At 60.4% G+C, this 15,139-nt stretch carries 18 protein-coding genes and 1 pseudogene; 2 read left to right on the top strand and 17 right to left on the bottom strand.

Annotation, left to right across the window (positions count from 1 at the left end; all coding sequences use genetic code 11):
* Positions 1 to 11: 11 nt before the first annotated feature.
* The 13 genes from virB11 to EFR00_RS28085 are packed head-to-tail and all read right to left on the bottom strand — an operon-like array spanning position 12 to position 10,153.
* Positions 12 to 1,040 carry a P-type DNA transfer ATPase VirB11 gene (gene virB11 / locus EFR00_RS28025; RefSeq protein ID WP_077991360.1) on the bottom strand — a complete coding sequence of 343 codons (1,029 nt, stop codon included), beginning with the start codon at positions 1,038 to 1,040 and terminating at the stop codon, positions 12 to 14.
* A gap of 7 nt (positions 1,041 to 1,047) precedes the next feature.
* Positions 1,048 to 2,223 carry a type IV secretion system protein VirB10 gene (gene virB10 / locus EFR00_RS28030; protein ID WP_077991358.1) on the bottom strand — a complete coding sequence of 392 codons (1,176 nt, stop codon included), beginning with the start codon at positions 2,221 to 2,223 and terminating at the stop codon, positions 1,048 to 1,050.
* Positions 2,224 to 2,231: 8 nt separating this feature from the next.
* A complete protein-coding gene (gene virB9 / locus EFR00_RS28035) occupies positions 2,232 to 3,089 on the bottom strand; it encodes a P-type conjugative transfer protein VirB9 (protein ID WP_077991357.1) in 858 nt (285 codons plus the stop codon).
* Positions 3,086 to 3,757 carry a VirB8 family type IV secretion system protein gene (locus tag EFR00_RS28040; RefSeq protein WP_077991356.1) on the bottom strand — a complete coding sequence of 224 codons (672 nt, stop codon included), beginning with the start codon at positions 3,755 to 3,757 and terminating at the stop codon, positions 3,086 to 3,088. Before EFR00_RS28040 ends, virB9 begins: the two co-directional genes overlap by 4 nt.
* Before the next feature lies 1 nt (position 3,758).
* Entirely contained in the window at positions 3,759 to 4,043 is a 285-nt protein-coding gene (locus tag EFR00_RS33740; protein WP_077991355.1) for a hypothetical protein, read from the bottom strand.
* A gap of 39 nt (positions 4,044 to 4,082) precedes the next feature.
* Positions 4,083 to 5,015, bottom strand: coding sequence for a TrbL/VirB6 family protein (locus EFR00_RS28050; RefSeq protein WP_077991353.1), 933 nt, complete (start codon positions 5,013 to 5,015; stop codon positions 4,083 to 4,085).
* Positions 5,016 to 5,017: 2 nt separating this feature from the next.
* On the bottom strand, positions 5,018 to 5,251 hold the full coding sequence (locus tag EFR00_RS28055; protein WP_007636178.1) for an EexN family lipoprotein: 234 nt from the start codon (positions 5,249 to 5,251) through the stop codon (positions 5,018 to 5,020).
* A complete protein-coding gene (gene virB5, locus EFR00_RS28060) occupies positions 5,248 to 5,949 on the bottom strand; it encodes a P-type DNA transfer protein VirB5 (RefSeq protein ID WP_077991351.1) in 702 nt (233 codons plus the stop codon). The genes EFR00_RS28055 and virB5 overlap by 4 nt, the downstream gene beginning before the upstream one ends.
* Positions 5,946 to 8,312 carry a VirB4 family type IV secretion/conjugal transfer ATPase gene (locus EFR00_RS28065; protein WP_077991348.1) on the bottom strand — a complete coding sequence of 789 codons (2,367 nt, stop codon included), beginning with the start codon at positions 8,310 to 8,312 and terminating at the stop codon, positions 5,946 to 5,948. Before EFR00_RS28065 ends, virB5 begins: the two co-directional genes overlap by 4 nt.
* Positions 8,305 to 8,643, bottom strand: a complete 339-nt coding sequence (locus EFR00_RS28070; RefSeq protein ID WP_077991347.1) for a VirB3 family type IV secretion system protein — start codon at positions 8,641 to 8,643, stop codon at positions 8,305 to 8,307. Before EFR00_RS28070 ends, EFR00_RS28065 begins: the two co-directional genes overlap by 8 nt.
* A 5-nt stretch (positions 8,644 to 8,648) precedes the next feature.
* A complete protein-coding gene (locus tag EFR00_RS28075) occupies positions 8,649 to 8,948 on the bottom strand; it encodes a TrbC/VirB2 family protein (protein ID WP_077991346.1) in 300 nt (99 codons plus the stop codon).
* Positions 8,945 to 9,613: a lysozyme family protein gene (locus EFR00_RS28080; protein WP_077991344.1), complete on the bottom strand. Its 669-nt coding sequence runs from the start codon at positions 9,611 to 9,613 to the stop codon at positions 8,945 to 8,947. Before EFR00_RS28080 ends, EFR00_RS28075 begins: the two co-directional genes overlap by 4 nt.
* Before the next feature lie 3 nt (positions 9,614 to 9,616).
* Positions 9,617 to 10,153, bottom strand: coding sequence for a hypothetical protein (locus EFR00_RS28085; RefSeq protein WP_077991342.1), 537 nt, complete (start codon positions 10,151 to 10,153; stop codon positions 9,617 to 9,619).
* Between the two features lie 98 nt (positions 10,154 to 10,251).
* On the opposite strand from EFR00_RS28085, the gene EFR00_RS28090 reads away from it, so the two are divergent.
* Together EFR00_RS28090 and EFR00_RS28095 are read left to right on the top strand one after the other, a co-directional pair.
* Positions 10,252 to 10,623 (top strand): hypothetical protein, encoded by a 372-nt coding sequence (locus EFR00_RS28090; RefSeq protein WP_004673403.1) that lies wholly within the window; start codon positions 10,252 to 10,254, stop codon positions 10,621 to 10,623.
* A 768-nt stretch (positions 10,624 to 11,391) separates the two neighbouring features.
* Complete coding sequence (locus EFR00_RS28095) at positions 11,392 to 11,574, top strand: hypothetical protein (RefSeq protein WP_016737443.1); 183 nt, start codon at positions 11,392 to 11,394, stop codon at positions 11,572 to 11,574.
* Positions 11,575 to 11,684: 110 nt separating this feature from the next.
* Here the strand turns inward: EFR00_RS28095 and EFR00_RS28100 are convergent.
* The 4 genes and pseudogenes from EFR00_RS28100 to EFR00_RS28115 all read right to left on the bottom strand — a co-directional run.
* Positions 11,685 to 11,897, bottom strand: a pseudogene (locus EFR00_RS28100) (zincin-like metallopeptidase domain-containing protein); the annotation flags it as partial.
* 32 nt (positions 11,898 to 11,929) lie between these two features.
* The gene (locus tag EFR00_RS28105; protein WP_077991339.1) at positions 11,930 to 12,481 is read right to left on the bottom strand and encodes a hypothetical protein; all 552 of its coding nucleotides are present in this window, start codon (positions 12,479 to 12,481) and stop codon (positions 11,930 to 11,932) included.
* A complete protein-coding gene (locus EFR00_RS28110) occupies positions 12,474 to 13,055 on the bottom strand; it encodes a hypothetical protein (RefSeq protein WP_077991337.1) in 582 nt (193 codons plus the stop codon). Before EFR00_RS28110 ends, EFR00_RS28105 begins: the two co-directional genes overlap by 8 nt.
* Positions 13,052 to 15,139 (bottom strand): integrase, encoded by a 2,088-nt coding sequence (locus EFR00_RS28115; RefSeq protein WP_425350911.1) that lies wholly within the window; start codon positions 15,137 to 15,139, stop codon positions 13,052 to 13,054. The genes EFR00_RS28110 and EFR00_RS28115 overlap by 4 nt, the downstream gene beginning before the upstream one ends.

The raw sequence follows: 15,139 nt of genomic DNA on the forward strand, positions 1-15,139 counted from the left end.
GACGCAACCCGTTAAGCTCGATCCGACGAAGAGCGGCCGAGGTCAGTCGCGGCGTCTCGATAGTAGATCTCGCTCACCCGAAACCGGCCGTCGATCCGCTTGCATTGGATGATGATGTCGACCGCGATCGTCAACATCTCGCGGATGTCGTGCCGTTCGAGGTCCGCACCTCCCTCCGACTCCTTGACCAGCAAAGTCAGCTGCTCAAAGGCGAGGCGGGCCGAGTCGGCATGGACCGTGGTGATGGAGCCAGGATGGCCGGAGTTGACATTGCGGATGTAGTAGAAGGCCGTGCCGTCCCGCAGCTCCTGAAGTAGGATGCGGTCGGGCCGCATGCGCAAGCAGGATTCCAGCAGATCCTTCGCATCGACTTTAGACAATCCCTGGCCGCCTTTGGAATAGAACAGTCGAACGTGGTTGGGCTGCGGGACCACCAGTTCCGGAGTGTCTTCGATCGAAATAATCCGCTCGCTTTGCGGAATGTGGCGGATCAGCGCTTTCGATAGAGTTGTTTTTCCCGACCCGGTGGCGCCGGAGATGATGATGTTCTTTCTTGCAAACACCGCCTCCCGGAGAAACGCCTTGTAGGCACCGATGCGATAGTATTCCAACAGCCTATGGTCTGATCGTCGCCCGTCGTCTTGGGCCGGCACAACATCGGCGAACAATCCCCCATGATCGAGATCCTCCAGGGTCAACGACACGGAGGATGGCTTACGGATGGTGATGCTGACGGTTCCCTTCGTCGTTGCCGGCGGGATGACGATCTGAATTCGCTCATCGTCCGGCAAGGTCGCCGACAGGATCGGTCGCGTCTCGTCGATCGACTGATTGGAGAAGCTCGCGACGGAGCGGGCGAGACGCATCAGCCGGTCGAAAGAAAGTTCGGGCATCTCATAGGTCTGCCATCCGTCCCTACCCTCTGTGACGACCTGTCCCGGCCGGTTGACGATGACCTCATAGAGCGTCTTGTCGCGTAGGAAGCGTGATAGTGGCGAAAGCAGTTCGCGCACGACGCCGGCGTCGGCAGCTTCAGTCATGCAGAACCTATTTTGTCACGAGCTTCGAGGAGGGGCTGAAATCCCCAAGCACGGCGCGGTCATAGACGCGATTGCGGGGCTCCGTCACGCGAAGCCGATAGACGCTGGAGAAATCGAGATCGCGCGCCACGAAGATCGAAACGAGCTCGCCCTGATGTTTCATCAGGGTCGGGGGAATGTTGATCGACTGCTCGACGGCGATCGCCGCGGCCTGCTGACCGGCACTGGTGGTGTTTTGCGCTTCGACGTCGCTGTCCTGCAGCCGGCTGCTGGCATAGGAACTGGCATCACCGACGATCGACAGGAGCATTGCGCTGCCAAAACGCTCCCACCAATGGGTGTCCACATAGCCGTCGATGCCCGCCCGGCCAAGCGCATCGGTTGCCGGCGATGCCAGCGTGATGATCACGCCTTTCGGCGTCTTCGCCCGGTTCCAGAGAACGAACACGCGCTTTTGCCCGCGGCGAATGCCGCCGCGATATTCGCCGACGACCTGCGTACCTTTTTCCATCAGCACAACGCGGCCGTTATCTGAAAGAACGTCCCGGTTGATGACGCAGCTCGTGAACCCCGGCTGATCGGAGGAGAGCGCGGTCTCGAGAACGCAAGGAATGGATGTCCCCATTGCGACGATGAAATCGCGATTGCCCAACGTCCCTGCACGCGATCCCTGCAATTGCGTCGGCGTCAGCAAGCGGTTGAAGCGCTGATCTTCGTTTTCGCCCTGCGAGGCGAAGCCACCGGGATTGGCGCCGAGCGGCACGTAGTTCGAAGCCTGATCCGTCGCCGCATCCTGATCCTGCCGCCGCGTCGCCGGCGATTTCTCGCCGCCATAGGCGATGACCGGCGCACGCCGGGCAGCGTCGAGCAGCTTATCGTCGTCCGTGGGCGCTTGTTCTGTGACAGCGGGCGTCGGCAGTTGGACCTGCGGAAGAGGCGCTACAGGCTGGACCGGTTCCTTGGCCGGTTCGAAATCCGATGTCTGCCGGATGACCACCCGCTCCGGCTGGGCACCGTCTGACGGTTTGTCCTGGCCTCGCATCGACCAGAGAGCGAAGGCGACAAAGACGACGATCGCCAAGGCGATAGCGCCGCGTTTGAGGATCGGGTTATTGTCGAGCCGGCCACCGGCCGACGTCTCGGCGCGCTCGCCCGGAATCTGGGTAATCTCTTCCTCGGCCATGTCACCTCCTATTGCGCCGCGCCGGGCGGCACTTTGACGACGCGCTCGACCGATGGTGACGTCGTGTTGGTCTCGGGATTGGTGCCGACGCGATCGTAGGCTTCGTTGAAGACGCAAAGCCCGTCGCCGCCACGGCGCAGTATGAACTTGCGGCTGATCGCGTGAACGAGGACGAGATTGCCGTCGACTGACTTCGGAACCAGGCTTTCGCTGCCGTCGGAATTTTCCATATAGATCGCCGGCATTTCCTGGTTGCCGGCAAAGGTGAAGGTGGTGACCTTGCCGTTGTCATAGACCGTTTGCGGTTCGAGCGCCTGGGTCCCTTGCGCCGAATAACGCCAGTTGCGCGGTCCATAAGCTTCGTGAAGGGCAAGCACGCGATCGGCCTCGCCGGCCTGTGCCGCCTGCGCGCGCGCAGCTGCTTCCTGGCGGCGCCGCTCCGCCTCATCAGCGGGATAGCGGTATTTCACATAGAAATAGGTGTTCTGCCCGGCTTCGACGCTGCCGTCGCGAACGGTGAGTTCCATCTGATAGCTGCGGGTCGAGCCGTCCCGTCGTGTCGTCACGACCGAGATATTCGTCACCGGCTGATTTTCCCTGGGCTTCAGGAACAGGATGTTGCCGGCCGGCGCCACTTCCCAAGCAACGCTGTTGCCAAGCGCCACATGAGCGACTTCCTCGTCGGCGGCGAATTCGATTTGCACCGAAGACCGCAGTGTGCCGACGACTTTGGTGATGTTATAGGGCTGGTAGACGACGAAACGGATGCGGCTGTCCTGCGCGGCGCCGCGCGGCGTCTCGAGGGCGAGCGCTGCAGACGAAAACCCGGTGGCCAGGATGAGCGGAAGGAGAAAGTGCGGTCTCAATTGATGGCCTCCGGATCGGCGCGATATTCGCTGACGACGAAGCCGAGCGGATTGGTCAACCGGTCGGTCGAGGACATCGGAGCGTTGGCATAGGAGAAGGTCAGGGTCGTAACCCAGTGCGTGGTGCGCACCTCGTCACCGCGGCTCACGGTCCTCATATAGCGGACGGATGCCACATTGGCGTTGATCAGCGAGATGGAAACAATGTTGATCCGCGACGTGGCGCTGCGGCCATAAATGTTCTGCGGGGAATCGGGATTGCTGCCGCGGTAGACTGCGGCAAATCGAGTCTGTTCCGGCTGCGTCGACAGCAAGGCGACGGTGCGGAAATTCTCCTCGCCCTCGCTCCAGACGTAGCCCTCGCGGGCGCGGACATATTTGGCCGCGAAATATTTGGTGACGGCCTCGTCGTAGGTGCCGGCGGTGGATGTCAGCGCCGAGACCACATCGACGATACCGGTGGAATTATCGACCCGCACGACGAAGGGCTCGACGGTTTTCAAAGGAGTGAGGCCGGCAACGGCAAAGACGGAAACGGCAGCAACCGTGCCGGCGCAAGCAGCGACGAACCAGGCGATGCGGGCGGAACGCTCGACCTGGATCATCCGGTCCTGATCGAACCGGCGGGCTTTGTCGAAGTAACTTTTGAGGTTATTCGTGGTCACCATGTCATTCGCCCTCGCATGGACGGTAGGAGCCCGCGACATCGAAATGCGCGAAAGCGGCCGGTGTGGCTGAAGATGGTTCCGGCACATAGGCGGCCGCGTGACTGGTCGGCTCCGCGGGAACAGCCCCGGTCGTCGGCTGCTGCCTACCTCCGCCATCCTCCCACTGCCACATGGCGCGGTTCAGCGGCCGGCGGGAATAACCGTCACATTTGGGCAGCGGGTGGGAAATCGAACCGCAGCCTACGAGACCAGCGGTCAGCAAAAGCGATAAAACGATACGGAGCATCCAAAAAAACCTGTTCGATTATCTGAAGCGTTGGGGGCGTCATTCGGTCCGGCCTGGCGTCAGGCGGCGGCCGACGGAACGCGCGCCGCGGCCGACCGCTCTGACTGTGTGGGATGTCGCCCAGGAGAGCGTGCTTTCGTGCGCATCGCGGGCAGCGCCGTAGCCATAGGTGAGCGACGCCCCGCCCGCCGCAAGAGCTGAAGCAATGCCGGGCAGTTGGTAGAAGACATAAAGAGCGGCAAGGCAGATGGCGCAGAGCGCGATCGGCCGCATCAGGACGTCGCTATAGCCTTCGATCGCCGCAAACGTCGTGTCGATGCAAGTGATCAGCAGCGAACCGATGGCAACGACCAGAACCTGAAGGATGACGAAATTGACGAGCTGGCCGATCCAGGATTCGGTGAACCGGCGGGTCGACTGGAACATCGCAAGCGCGACGAAGATCGGTCCGATGGCCAGAACGATGGCGAGCGCCAGCCGGGCATAGAGCGAAACGATATAGCCGATCGCGGCCACGATGAAGCTCGCACCGATGACCATCATGCCGCCGATGCCGGTGACGATATCGACCGGCCAGGAGGCGCGCGACCAGATCTCATAGGCGCATTTCTGGCCCTTATCGAGCAGGCTGTCGAAGGTCGATGCGCTCGGCGCCGTGCCGGAGTTCAGCGCCTGCGAGATTTCGCGCGGCAGCGCATCGAAAAAGATATTGGTGACGTAGGTCTGATAGTCGCCGGCATTCCTCACCAGCATGACGATGATGGCGAGCTTCATTGCGCGGAAGGCGAATTCGAGTATCGGTTCCTGCACGGAGCCGCGCAGAACGAGATAGCCGTAGAGCACGACATAGAGCGTGAGTGCCGCCGTCAGCGGGCCGCTGACCCAGCTGGCAATATTTGACGTGCCGGAGGAAATGAAGTTCTCGAGCGGTGCCTTGAACTGCCCATCGACGAAGCTGAAGACCTGATACATCGTCAGCCTCCCAACGATTTGCCCATCCGCTCCAGCCGCAGCTTGCCGTCGGCGGCCTCGGCGTTGCGGCAATTGGGCGTATCGCGGAGTTCTCCGGGATTGTTACGGCATTCGCCGATAATCCTAGCGAGCAGAGCATCGTCGGCCATAAGCTCATCGACGGTGTAAATCTTATCCGCCTGTGGGGAGCAGGCCGCCAGAAAAAGCATGGCCGTGCCGGAAAGAAACCACCTCATTTGAGCGCCGCTCCCATCGTGTCCATGCGCTTGCGCCAGTCCTCGGCCTTGCGTTGGTCGTCGACCTGCACCTGGGCCTGCTGGACCATCTGCAGGCCCTGCATGCGCAGGACATCGGTTTGCAGGAAGGCGGTCTCGGCCTGGAGGCGGGCCTGCAGATCGGCGATGTCCTTGGCGTCGGCAGCACTGGAGATTTTCTGGCGAAGCTCATCGATGCCGTCGATGCGCTTGGTCGCCGCATCGTAGATCTGCTGGCCGAGGCTCATCTGCCCGGCGTTCTGGTTCTGGATGCGCGACAGTTCCTGCGCATAGAAATCATCGGCATCGGTGCGATAGCTGGAGTTGTCCTGGCGGAATTTCGAAGCGGAACTGCCGAAGACGCCGCTGCCGGAACCTTGGAACAGGCCCTCGATCGCGTTGAAGTCCTGGGGAAGCGCCTCGCGGATCGACGGATCGTTCAGCAGGTTGGCGACGTCGGCCATGTTGGTGATCTTGTTCAGCGAGCCGTAGAGCTGCTGGGCTTGCTGGAGCTGCTGGTTCAAGGCGTCGAGCTGGGACTTCAGCTGCGTGATGCTCTCGATCTGCTTGGCGATCGATGTCTGATCGATGACCGGGATGCCCTGGGCCGACGCCAGCATCGCCGACGCTAAAAGAGCGGCCGATACGAACAATGGCCGCATCGTTCCTGTTCGGATCATCCTGTCTTCCTCCTCTGATGAAACACGGCAAGCCAATCCTCCCGTCCCTCGCCGATCTCCAAACGGATAGTATCGGCAAGCTCGACATTGGCCGTCCGGCCGGAGAGGATGGCAAGTTCGTCGTCGAAGCCGTTGAGGTTCAGCTCGGCGACAACGCTGTTGTGCCCCTGCTTGACGATGAACCGGCGGGTTTCGACGGAGAGTTCGCGTGAGACGAGCTCGAATTCGCGCTCAGTCAGCTTGAAGCCGTCGACATAGTCGGCGCGGTCGCCGCGCGGGTTCGGAAGAAAGATCTGGGTCGGGCACTGCTCGATGATCGTGTGGGCGATCGGCGATACGATGGCGTCGCGCGGGCTCTGGGTCGCAAACAGCATGAGACCGTTCTGCTTGCGGATCGTCTTGAGCTTGTTCTGGGCGAGATCACGAAAGCCTTCGTCCTGCAGCGCCTTCCAGAACTCGTCGATGACGATGATGATGCGACGCCCGTCTATCAGTTGCTCGATGCGATAGAACAGGTAAGCCATCAACGGCGTGCGGATTTCCTCGTTGTCGAGGAAATCGGTCATGTTGTAGCCGATGAACCTGGCGCCAATGCCGATATCGTCGGCTTCGTTGTCGAAGACCCAACCAAGCGGCCCGCCCCTCTCCCAGCGTCGCAGACGTGCGGCAATGCCCTCGGGATCGGTGTTGTTGAGGAAGGTGCGCAGGGCGCCGATGGAGCGACGCTCCACCGGCAGGTCCGCCACCCCGTCGACCGCCGAGGCGATGTCGCGCAACTCGGTGATCGATAGTTCGCCAGATCCGGATCGGACCAGCTTGGCGATCCAACCGGTGAGGAATATTTTGTTTTCCGCAGTGAATTCCAGTGCTTTCAACGGCGCGCAGCCGGTGGCGACACCATTCCTCAGCGGCAGATAGGTGCCGCCGGCCGCGCGTACGAAGAGATCCGCGCCGCGGTCCTTGTCGAAAAAGACCATATGCGGATCGTGCTTTTCGAGCTGCGACAGCATGAAGTTCAACAGCACCGTCTTGCCCGCACCCGACGGGCCGCAGACGAAAGTGTTGCCGAGGTCGCCGTGATGGAAATTGAAATAAAAGGGCGAACCCGAGGCGGTCTTGAGCATGGCGACCGCCGGTCCCCACTCGTTGCCGTCCTTCTTACCCGCCGGATAGGAATGATAGGGAGCAAGGGCTGCAAAGTTGCGCGACGTGAGCGCGCCCGAGCGCGCCCGATAGCGGAAATTGCCCGGCAATTGCGCCCACCAAGCGGCCTCGAGGCCGAGATCCTCGCGGGCGACGACCGCGCCGCCGCTGGTGAGGTAGGCGCGCGCCTTCGCCATGTGATCGGTCAGTTCCTTGACCGAGGGCGCGAAGACGGCAAGCGCAAGGTGATGCTCTCCGAGGACGAAGCGATTGGATTCGAGATCGTCCATCGCCTCGCCGAGTTCCTCGATCTGCGAAGCCGCCTTGTCGCCGGCGCTGACCATCTGGTTCTGCTTGCGGCCCATGATTGTTCGAGCATCGGGCTTTGAGGTGAAGGCGAAGGACTGCGTCAGGATGAGCTCGAAAGGTGCGGTCAGGATAGCATCGAGCATGCCGCTGCGCGTGGTCGCCGGATATTCCTTAAAGCCGAACATGCCGGCATAGCGGCTGTCGGCCTCGTGACGGATCTCGACGGTCTCGCGCCCGAAAATGACCCGGTCGGAATAAATCGCCGAAGAAATTCGTCCCTCCGTCAACGGAATCGGTTCCCGCCGGCCGCCGATGATCTGGTGGAGCACTTCGCTCGACTCGGAGAAAAGGATCCCGTCATGTTCGTGGAGGGTGAGCAGCCGCGGCTCGAAGCGCTGCAGGCCGGCGACGACATCCGCCACACGGTCACGCAGATGCTTCAGAGCCTGCCCGTCGAGCTCTGTATCGGATCGGCGGGCCTTGCGCAGTCGGGAGAGAAGCTTGGCCGCCTTTTCGGCAGGATCCCGGCCGGGATGCCAGACAAGGGTGAGGTAGAGATCGTTGCGAAACAGGTCTTCCCTCACCATCCGCTCCCGATATCTCGCGTTCAAACCGTCGGAGAAGGGATTGGCGAAGCGTCCCTCGGGATAGGCATTGTCGCGGCGGCGCACGACATGCGTCCAGAGCGCCAGCCGCTCGTCGGCGATATTGCGATAGAGCGTGTTCAGGCTTCGGTGCAGGCCGTTGAGGTCCCTGACGTCTGATGTCTCGAAAGAAACGCCGTCGAGAGCGATCATCGTCATCAACGCTCGGGATTCGAGCGCAATGGTCGTCTCGTCGACATGCCTGACATAAGGAATGAAGGTCTCCGGCCCGAGCTCGCGCGACCGGAGCGTCGCAATGTTAGACAAAGCTGAGATCCCTTTCGTCATAACGCCGGGTGAGCGTCAGAGGCGAGAGCGTGGCGCCGCCCCAATAGGAGGCATTGCGGGAGCGGCCACGGGTTTCGATCCACGCAATCAGGATCCGAAACATATTGTGGTCGTGCTTGACGAGCGCGCGAAACAAGACATGGAAGACGATGCCGACCAGCGCGTAGGCGATTGATCCCGCGGTGATGTAAAGGATGGTCGTCAGCATGATGTTGACGCCCATCGCCTCCATCGTCACACCCGCGATCATTGCCGGGCGCGTGCAGGCGAGAAACAACGTGTCGTCTTCGAGACTCGGAATGCTCACCATAGCGCTCAATTCCCGACGATGGTGTTGACCAGCTCGGTGGCGCCGAAAATGCCGCCGATCCCGATAATCCAAAAGCCGGCTCGCCTCAAATCCATGTAGCCAAACATCCAGGCAATGCAGATGATGATGACGGCGATGACCGCCAGCAGACGGGCGATATTGCCGGTCAGCATGTCGACGATGTTCTGCAGCACGGTTTCGATGCCGGCGGCCTGGGCGAAGGCTGGCTCGACCAGGCAGATGACAATGGCGGCCGCCATCAGCGTGGATGAGGCAAGGGGGCGAAGACTGGCTTTGGAGATCATTCACTTTGCTCCGATCGATCATTCTGGAAAACGAGAATCGAGGATTGCCGCCCTGAGCTGAACACATCCCAGGATGCGGCCTCGACGGTTTGGGAGGGTTGTAAAGGCGGTTCGGGAAGTGCTGGTACCACCTCATCCTGTGGCTGCCCGCCAGCCCCGGCCTGGTCACCGCGTTCGCCAATGGTGAGCGAGGCAAGCGTCGGCGATAACTGCTTTGCTTCCTGGCGTACCTGCTCGTCATATTTGACCATGGCGCCGAGGGATGGATCATCGCGGCCATAATAGGACTGGAGCATCACCCTTTCGGCCTGAGCCGGATCCCCCGCGCGTAATGCGGCGCGGTAGTATCCGTCGAGAAGCGTGGCCGTGGCCTTGAGGTTCCGGCAGGGATCGAAGGCGTCGGCGACGGATAGATTCAGTTTCTGAAGGTGCTCGATGCCAATGCCGCCAAGGCCGATCTGGATATCCTGGCGATCGCCAATCAGGGACGTGGCAACCTCGATCGCTTCGGCCTTCGATGCGGGTTGGGTGGCCAGCGGCGGGCCCGTGTTGATGCGGATGGCGAAGGGCTGAAACCGGCTCTCGAGGCTGACAACGCCGGCCAGCGTCTGCACCTGAACCATCGGCGCACAGGTTTGCGCGATTTCGACGAATGCAGCACCCATCGGTCAATACCAAACGCGCTGTTTACCGGCGCCGTCGATGGTGACATCGACATAGCGCGGCTGCGATCGCACATTCGGGCGCGTTATCGGATAGCCCATGCACTGGCGGTGCCCGTCCACGCGCTGCCAATGTGGCGACAGGACCGAATTGTCGCGGGAAGTATAGTCGTTCCCATCCCAGCAGAGGCTGTTGCTGACCGGCTGCGGCGATGTCGATACGCAGGTTGCTTGCCGACCGCCGCGACCGCTATCAGTCGTGAGCTTGTACCCCGCATCGCAATAATAGGGCTCATAGCCAGGCCGCGAACTCTGAAAACCGACGCCGCTACAGGTCGGGAATGAGTGCCCCTCGGCAAGCTCCCGCCACAGCTTCTGGATCGGCGGCCGGCATTCTGCATATTGCGTCGGCCCGCCGGGATTGGAAAGGCATAGGATAACCTGGCATCCCCAATCCTCGGCCCGCGCGTTACTGCCGAAAATAAGATAGGGTGGCGCAACGAAGCAGACCGTAAGCAGTGAATTCAGGAGAAGGCTTTTCATGAACAGGATCCTTCGAGACGATGGCGCCCTATTGCGTTTCGGGAGACTCAATCTGCCTGCCCGCGTTTATACTGTCGTATATAACATAGTTAAATGACATGACAAGCGCGATTAAAACGCAATGGCACAACCTTGCCTTCTCGGGACTCATTCTCCATGAGATCCTCGACCATCCGCTGGAGGACGAGACCCCGCAGGCGAGGCTGAAGCAGATCGGCATGATGACGATCCTCTATACGATGACTCAGGCCCATCAGAAGCTAACCCTCTCTAATATAATTGAGATTACCGAGCTAACACGCAGCGGTGTGAAGGAGACGGTCGACCTTTTGGTAAAGCGGGGAATGCTGGTGGAGACGATGGGGAAGAACGCCATGGGCCGGGGGACGGCGCGGCAATTCGAGATCTCTCAGGACCTCCTGAGCAAGCTGAGCTCTTTCCGCGCCAGCCAGGAGGCGGGGTTAAACTGACTGATCTTCGGCTTTAATGGAGTGAGATGCGAATCATCCGCCAGCCCGATCGCATGGCTGCCGGTAGTCATCAGGGACGATCAGGCAACCCGTCCGCAGGCGGGTTGCAATCAAACAATGAAGAGTATCGGAGAAATCAGCATAGCGGCGCCGTGAGGCGGATTTCGGGAATTCTCGCCACGCTAAGGGCGGAACAAGGGCAGCCGCAGGAGCCTCAGCATAGCGGCCGTCAAGGGAGGCGGGACCGACTGCCCCCGCCCGTGCGTTCCCTATCTCCGTCGCCGCTCAGCATATGGAGCGCGTTGCGCACCGGCGAACTCGGCTGGAACATGACCTACCGGTGAGGGCGCCGATGGTTGGCTCTCCAGTGTCTATCCGGCATTACGCGCCAAGCGAAAACAGATTTCATGAACGGGTCCAACGCGTTTGGACGGAGAGATCGCTAATCCCAGGCAGGATCTGACGAAACAGGAAAGACGTTGTTTGCAGCTTTTATCCGACGGCGATAGTGACGGTGCTATCCATAGGAGACTGAAACTTATCCATTCAAACCGTCCGCCTCCATCTTTCCAATGCGCGCCAGCGGCTGCAGGCACCCGCTCGTGTTGAGGCCGCGGCCAAAGCTGTCAGCGCAAATTTATCAAAGCAATATTTTTTGCTAGTTCCAAATAGATCATCCGACGACCCGCTGTCATCAACGCTTCTCTCGATGCTACGCACGACGACTCGTTCGCGCGGGACATCGTTCTCGTTCGCCCTCGGCGGACGATGGCTTCCGCCATCGCGATGCTAAGGGAGGATCTGCCGGAGGAGGTTGCAAGCCTGCACAGTCGCGTGATTTTCAGCATCGACGGTCGAGGGGATGCGCTGGTTCTCACCACGGGCCGCATGACGACGCCGTCGGAATACTTCGCGCGTCACTTCAATATGCCGGTGAACACGCCCCACTAGCTGCGCGAGGTCAATGCCTGACGATTTTAGACGCCGGTTCGCGGGATAGGAGCTTGCGGCCGTCGGGTCGCGGCAGTGGGCGGCGTCCGGGTGGCTAAGAAGGAGACGGCTCACGCCGCCTCCTCCTCGTTGAGGTCCGGCTGCAAGTCATGCAGATAGTCGACCGCGCGCTGGGCATGAGCTGCCGCTGAAAAGATGGCACGCTTGTCGCTGCCGAGAACCTTGAGCCAGTCATCGAGATAGCTTGCATGGTCGGGGCGTGGTTCGAGCTCGGGGACGATACCAAGATCGGCGCAGAGAAAGCAGCTGCCGAGTTCGGCGATATATCCTGACAGTCAACCGAAAAATACGATGTTCAGGACGTGGCGCAGTACCGGCGAAAAGGGGTGTCAATGAAATCTGGAGCCTTGGCGACATATTCGAGCGTCGCGCGGCGCCCATCTTCTGAAATCGATCGAATGTGCTCCGCAGCAGCGGATATTGAAAACGGCTTGCCGGTCTTCTGCGTGAAATTGCTCTGCAAATTGGTCCAGACGACGGCATCGAACGCTCTCGTGACCGCCCAAGCGTTAATTATGGAGCCCGACCCATCATCTCGCGATCGTGTGCGGCCATCCCGATGGATATAACCAATATTGGCAAGGCTTGTGCCTTCTCGGATGCGGAGATCCTCCACAGCCTCCGACAGGTCACTTCTCAAGCTTTGACAATAGGCAACCTGGTTATCGGAGCCATTCATCGGATCCAGCACAAGCGTCAATGCTCCGAGGCGAGACGACGAAATACGTGAGAACTCGATCTTCAAGACCGGCCCGTCGAATTGCCACGGCCCATGCCAATTATCGAAATCTGGGCGCCCGTCCCATAGCAAAGAGCCCCATCCGAGGATTGCAATTCGTTCACTCATGGCGGCCTCTTGGCGATGTGTTCGGTGGCCAGCATGCAGCAACTAGGAAGAAGCCCGCTAGGAGCAGCACGACAAGACCGCTGACCCCTGCTATCGGTTTGGCACATCCGCCGGGCTGAACGATTGATAGCAGACCCAGCCAAATGCTAAGTAATCCCGCCCAGATTCCTATAGCACCGAGACGAACCCCTAACCTCACGACGATATCTGGATGATGTGACGCAGCACGCATCTGGTACCAGGGTTTCCAGCACCCGAGCGGGCATAAATTGAGTGTTACCTTGCCAGTTTCGTTATCCTTGTCGGTAGTGCCAAAGCCTCCCAAGGCATCTCGATACCACCCAGACATCACGATGGTGTTTTGCTTCAGCTCGTTGATCTCTATACGGCCAGCACCCTCGGCATTGTAGCGATCCAAGAAGTTCTTATCGAACTTTCTGGTCTGACAAACGACGCTCCGATCATTTGTCTGATGGATTATTTTTATCAAACTTCGGGACGGGAAATCTTCGACCCAGACCCACCCCTCATTCGCCTCGTCGTGTAATGACGCACGGATAATATAATCTGTCATTGCCCCCCTCCCTCCAGAACTGCCTGTATGCGACCAAGCTCACTTCTTAGTACTTCCCGTTGCAATTTTGACAGCCTTTTCTCTTTCAACAAGCTTCGAGTATCGTCAGCCATACGTTTCCATGCTGGCAGGTGCCGAGCGGTGATGCAGGCGTTTGGACAGCGCGTTGGCTGGCAAAGTGCTGTTAGCGGCGATTTGTTGTCGTTGTTGGTGGCCTGCTTCAGGCACATGGCCATGCCGGGATCGAAGAAGCAATCGGCCAGCACGCCGACATGAAGGGTCCGCGCGAGGCTCGCGAGCATGGTGCGCAGTCGGGCGCGATCAGCGATCATGGCCGGAAGCGGCCCGAGATCATCCGATACGCTGTCGAGCGTCTTCGCGATCCGCACCGCCGCAGGCCCCGACAGCCTGGCTCCGGCCTGCCGCTCGTCGAAATAGATCAACAGGTCGTCGAGCTGGCCGAGGCTACGCTGGTTCTCGACTTCCGCCCTGAAACCGGAACGGCTGGAGCCGGCATATCCTTCGAAAGCGGCGACGGAGGCATGCTTGTACTGGATCATTTCGGCGATGGTGCCGAAGGGACGATTGGCGATGTGCCATGCGATCGTTCGTCTGAACTGCCGCGTCGTAATACGCCAGGGTTGTCCACCTGGTCCGCTCGGGACCGCTGGCTCGTCGGGTGTTCCGAACAGGTCGTTGAGGTGATCTCGGAATCGGTTGAGCTGGCGGACGATCTCAGCCGAGAGGTGGTCCTTGCAAACAGGCCTTGCGATCAGAACGGGCCAGAGCGTCATCAGGCCGCGGGCGGAAGCGACCCGAAAAGACAAGCGTTCCAGAACCTCGACAGCTCTGGCAACGGGCTCGATGGTGACCCACTCGGCAGGTTCACCCTGGGCAGACTTGCCCTTATAGGCGACGGATTGCACGCGATGGCGCATGATCACGCCGTCGTCGCTGCGCGTCAGAGAAACGCATCCACGCTGCATCGCCTGGACTTCGCAATCTCGCATGCCGGTCAGATAAGCACAGAGAATATAGGCCGCTGATTGCAGCATGCGCTCTTCCGCCGCCAGGGTCTTGGCATCGAAGCGAGACCGCCAGGGCTTGCCGGTCTCTGGAAGAATGGAGATGGGTGTATCCATGCCGCCAGTCTCGACACCGAGCTCGAGCACCGCAGCTCTGATCTGGCGTGGAGCGCCGTTCGTGAGTTGAATGTGCATCTTCGGCTCGGCCAGCGTGTCGATACCGATGTGCAGGTGAAGCAGGTGGGCGTTGACGGGTGGCGACAGCTCTCCTGTCTCGGGATGCCGGAGAAACATGCCGTTATGGGCAGTGCCCCAGACCGGCACCCCGCGACCTTCACTGCGCAGCCGCCCGAAATAATCCTCAAGCCGCTTACGCTGCTGGCGCCGCCGGTCATTACGTTCGAGAACGCTGTCCTGCTCGATGAGTGAGGTGCAGTGAGCTTCGAGGTGGTCCATCTCCTCGCGGGCTGCGAAGATATCGGCGGCGAACTCGGTGACATACCGGATCGACCAAGCCAGCAACGGTGAGATGATTGTCTCGGGAATGCGCGGCGTTCGGTTCTCGCAGATGTGACGATAGCCCGCGACACGCGCAGGTGATCTTCCGGACCAAGGTTGAAACCGCAGTCCTCCGGAGGGCAGATGGTCGCGATAAAGGAAGAGATCGGCAGGTACTTCCAGTAATTGCGCGACAATGACGGGCCGACGGGCCCGATCGGCACTGAGATGGCGGGCATATCGGTCCAGGAGTGGCTGATCGACCAGGTGAAGATCGACAGCACCGAGTTCATCACGCACGAAATCGAAGAAGCGCCGCGCTCGGTTGAACGCCTGCCGGACACTGCCGGGAGGAAGTATCTTGCGGTGACCCGGCAGATCGACGTTCAGCCGGGCATAGAGGAGTTCGCGCAACGCCTCGCGGACGCTCGTATCCCCGACAGACCCGAGATGCACGGTGACATGACAGCGACGGGCGCTCTCCCGAAACACGGCCGGGCCGAGATCCCAGCTCGGATCACTGTAGCGCGACAGAGCGTCCCGATCGAAACCAGGCTTCAA

It is taken from the genome of Rhizobium sophoriradicis (assembly GCF_003939025.1).
Taxonomy (GTDB): Bacteria; Pseudomonadota; Alphaproteobacteria; order Rhizobiales; family Rhizobiaceae; genus Rhizobium; species Rhizobium sophoriradicis.

Bases quoted from the DNA above. Each gene is read 5' to 3' on its own strand.
- EFR00_RS33740 (WP_077991355.1), bottom strand. From the start codon at position 4,043: ATGCTCCGTATCGTTTTATCGCTTTTGCTGACCGCTGGTCTCGTAGGC.
- EFR00_RS28110 (WP_077991337.1), bottom strand. From the start codon at position 13,055: ATGACAGATTATATTATCCGTGCGTCATTACACGACGAGGCGAATGAG.
- EFR00_RS28075 (WP_077991346.1), bottom strand. From the start codon at position 8,948: ATGATCTCCAAAGCCAGTCTTCGCCCCCTTGCCTCATCCACGCTGATG.
- EFR00_RS28040 (WP_077991356.1), bottom strand. From the start codon at position 3,757: ATGGTGACCACGAATAACCTCAAAAGTTACTTCGACAAAGCCCGCCGG.
- EFR00_RS28105 (WP_077991339.1), bottom strand. From the start codon at position 12,481: ATGAGTGAACGAATTGCAATCCTCGGATGGGGCTCTTTGCTATGGGAC.
- EFR00_RS28050 (WP_077991353.1), bottom strand. From the start codon at position 5,015: ATGTATCAGGTCTTCAGCTTCGTCGATGGGCAGTTCAAGGCACCGCTC.
- virB10 (WP_077991358.1), bottom strand. From the start codon at position 2,223: ATGGCCGAGGAAGAGATTACCCAGATTCCGGGCGAGCGCGCCGAGACG.
- EFR00_RS28055 (WP_007636178.1), bottom strand. From the start codon at position 5,251: ATGAGGTGGTTTCTTTCCGGCACGGCCATGCTTTTTCTGGCGGCCTGC.
- virB5 (WP_077991351.1), bottom strand. From the start codon at position 5,949: ATGATCCGAACAGGAACGATGCGGCCATTGTTCGTATCGGCCGCTCTT.
- virB11 (WP_077991360.1), bottom strand. From the start codon at position 1,040: ATGACTGAAGCTGCCGACGCCGGCGTCGTGCGCGAACTGCTTTCGCCA.
- EFR00_RS28085 (WP_077991342.1), bottom strand. From the start codon at position 10,153: ATGAAAAGCCTTCTCCTGAATTCACTGCTTACGGTCTGCTTCGTTGCG.
- EFR00_RS28090 (WP_004673403.1), top strand. From the start codon at position 10,252: ATGACAAGCGCGATTAAAACGCAATGGCACAACCTTGCCTTCTCGGGA.
- EFR00_RS28070 (WP_077991347.1), bottom strand. From the start codon at position 8,643: ATGGTGAGCATTCCGAGTCTCGAAGACGACACGTTGTTTCTCGCCTGC.
- EFR00_RS28080 (WP_077991344.1), bottom strand. From the start codon at position 9,613: ATGGGTGCTGCATTCGTCGAAATCGCGCAAACCTGTGCGCCGATGGTT.
- EFR00_RS28095 (WP_016737443.1), top strand. From the start codon at position 11,392: ATGGCTTCCGCCATCGCGATGCTAAGGGAGGATCTGCCGGAGGAGGTT.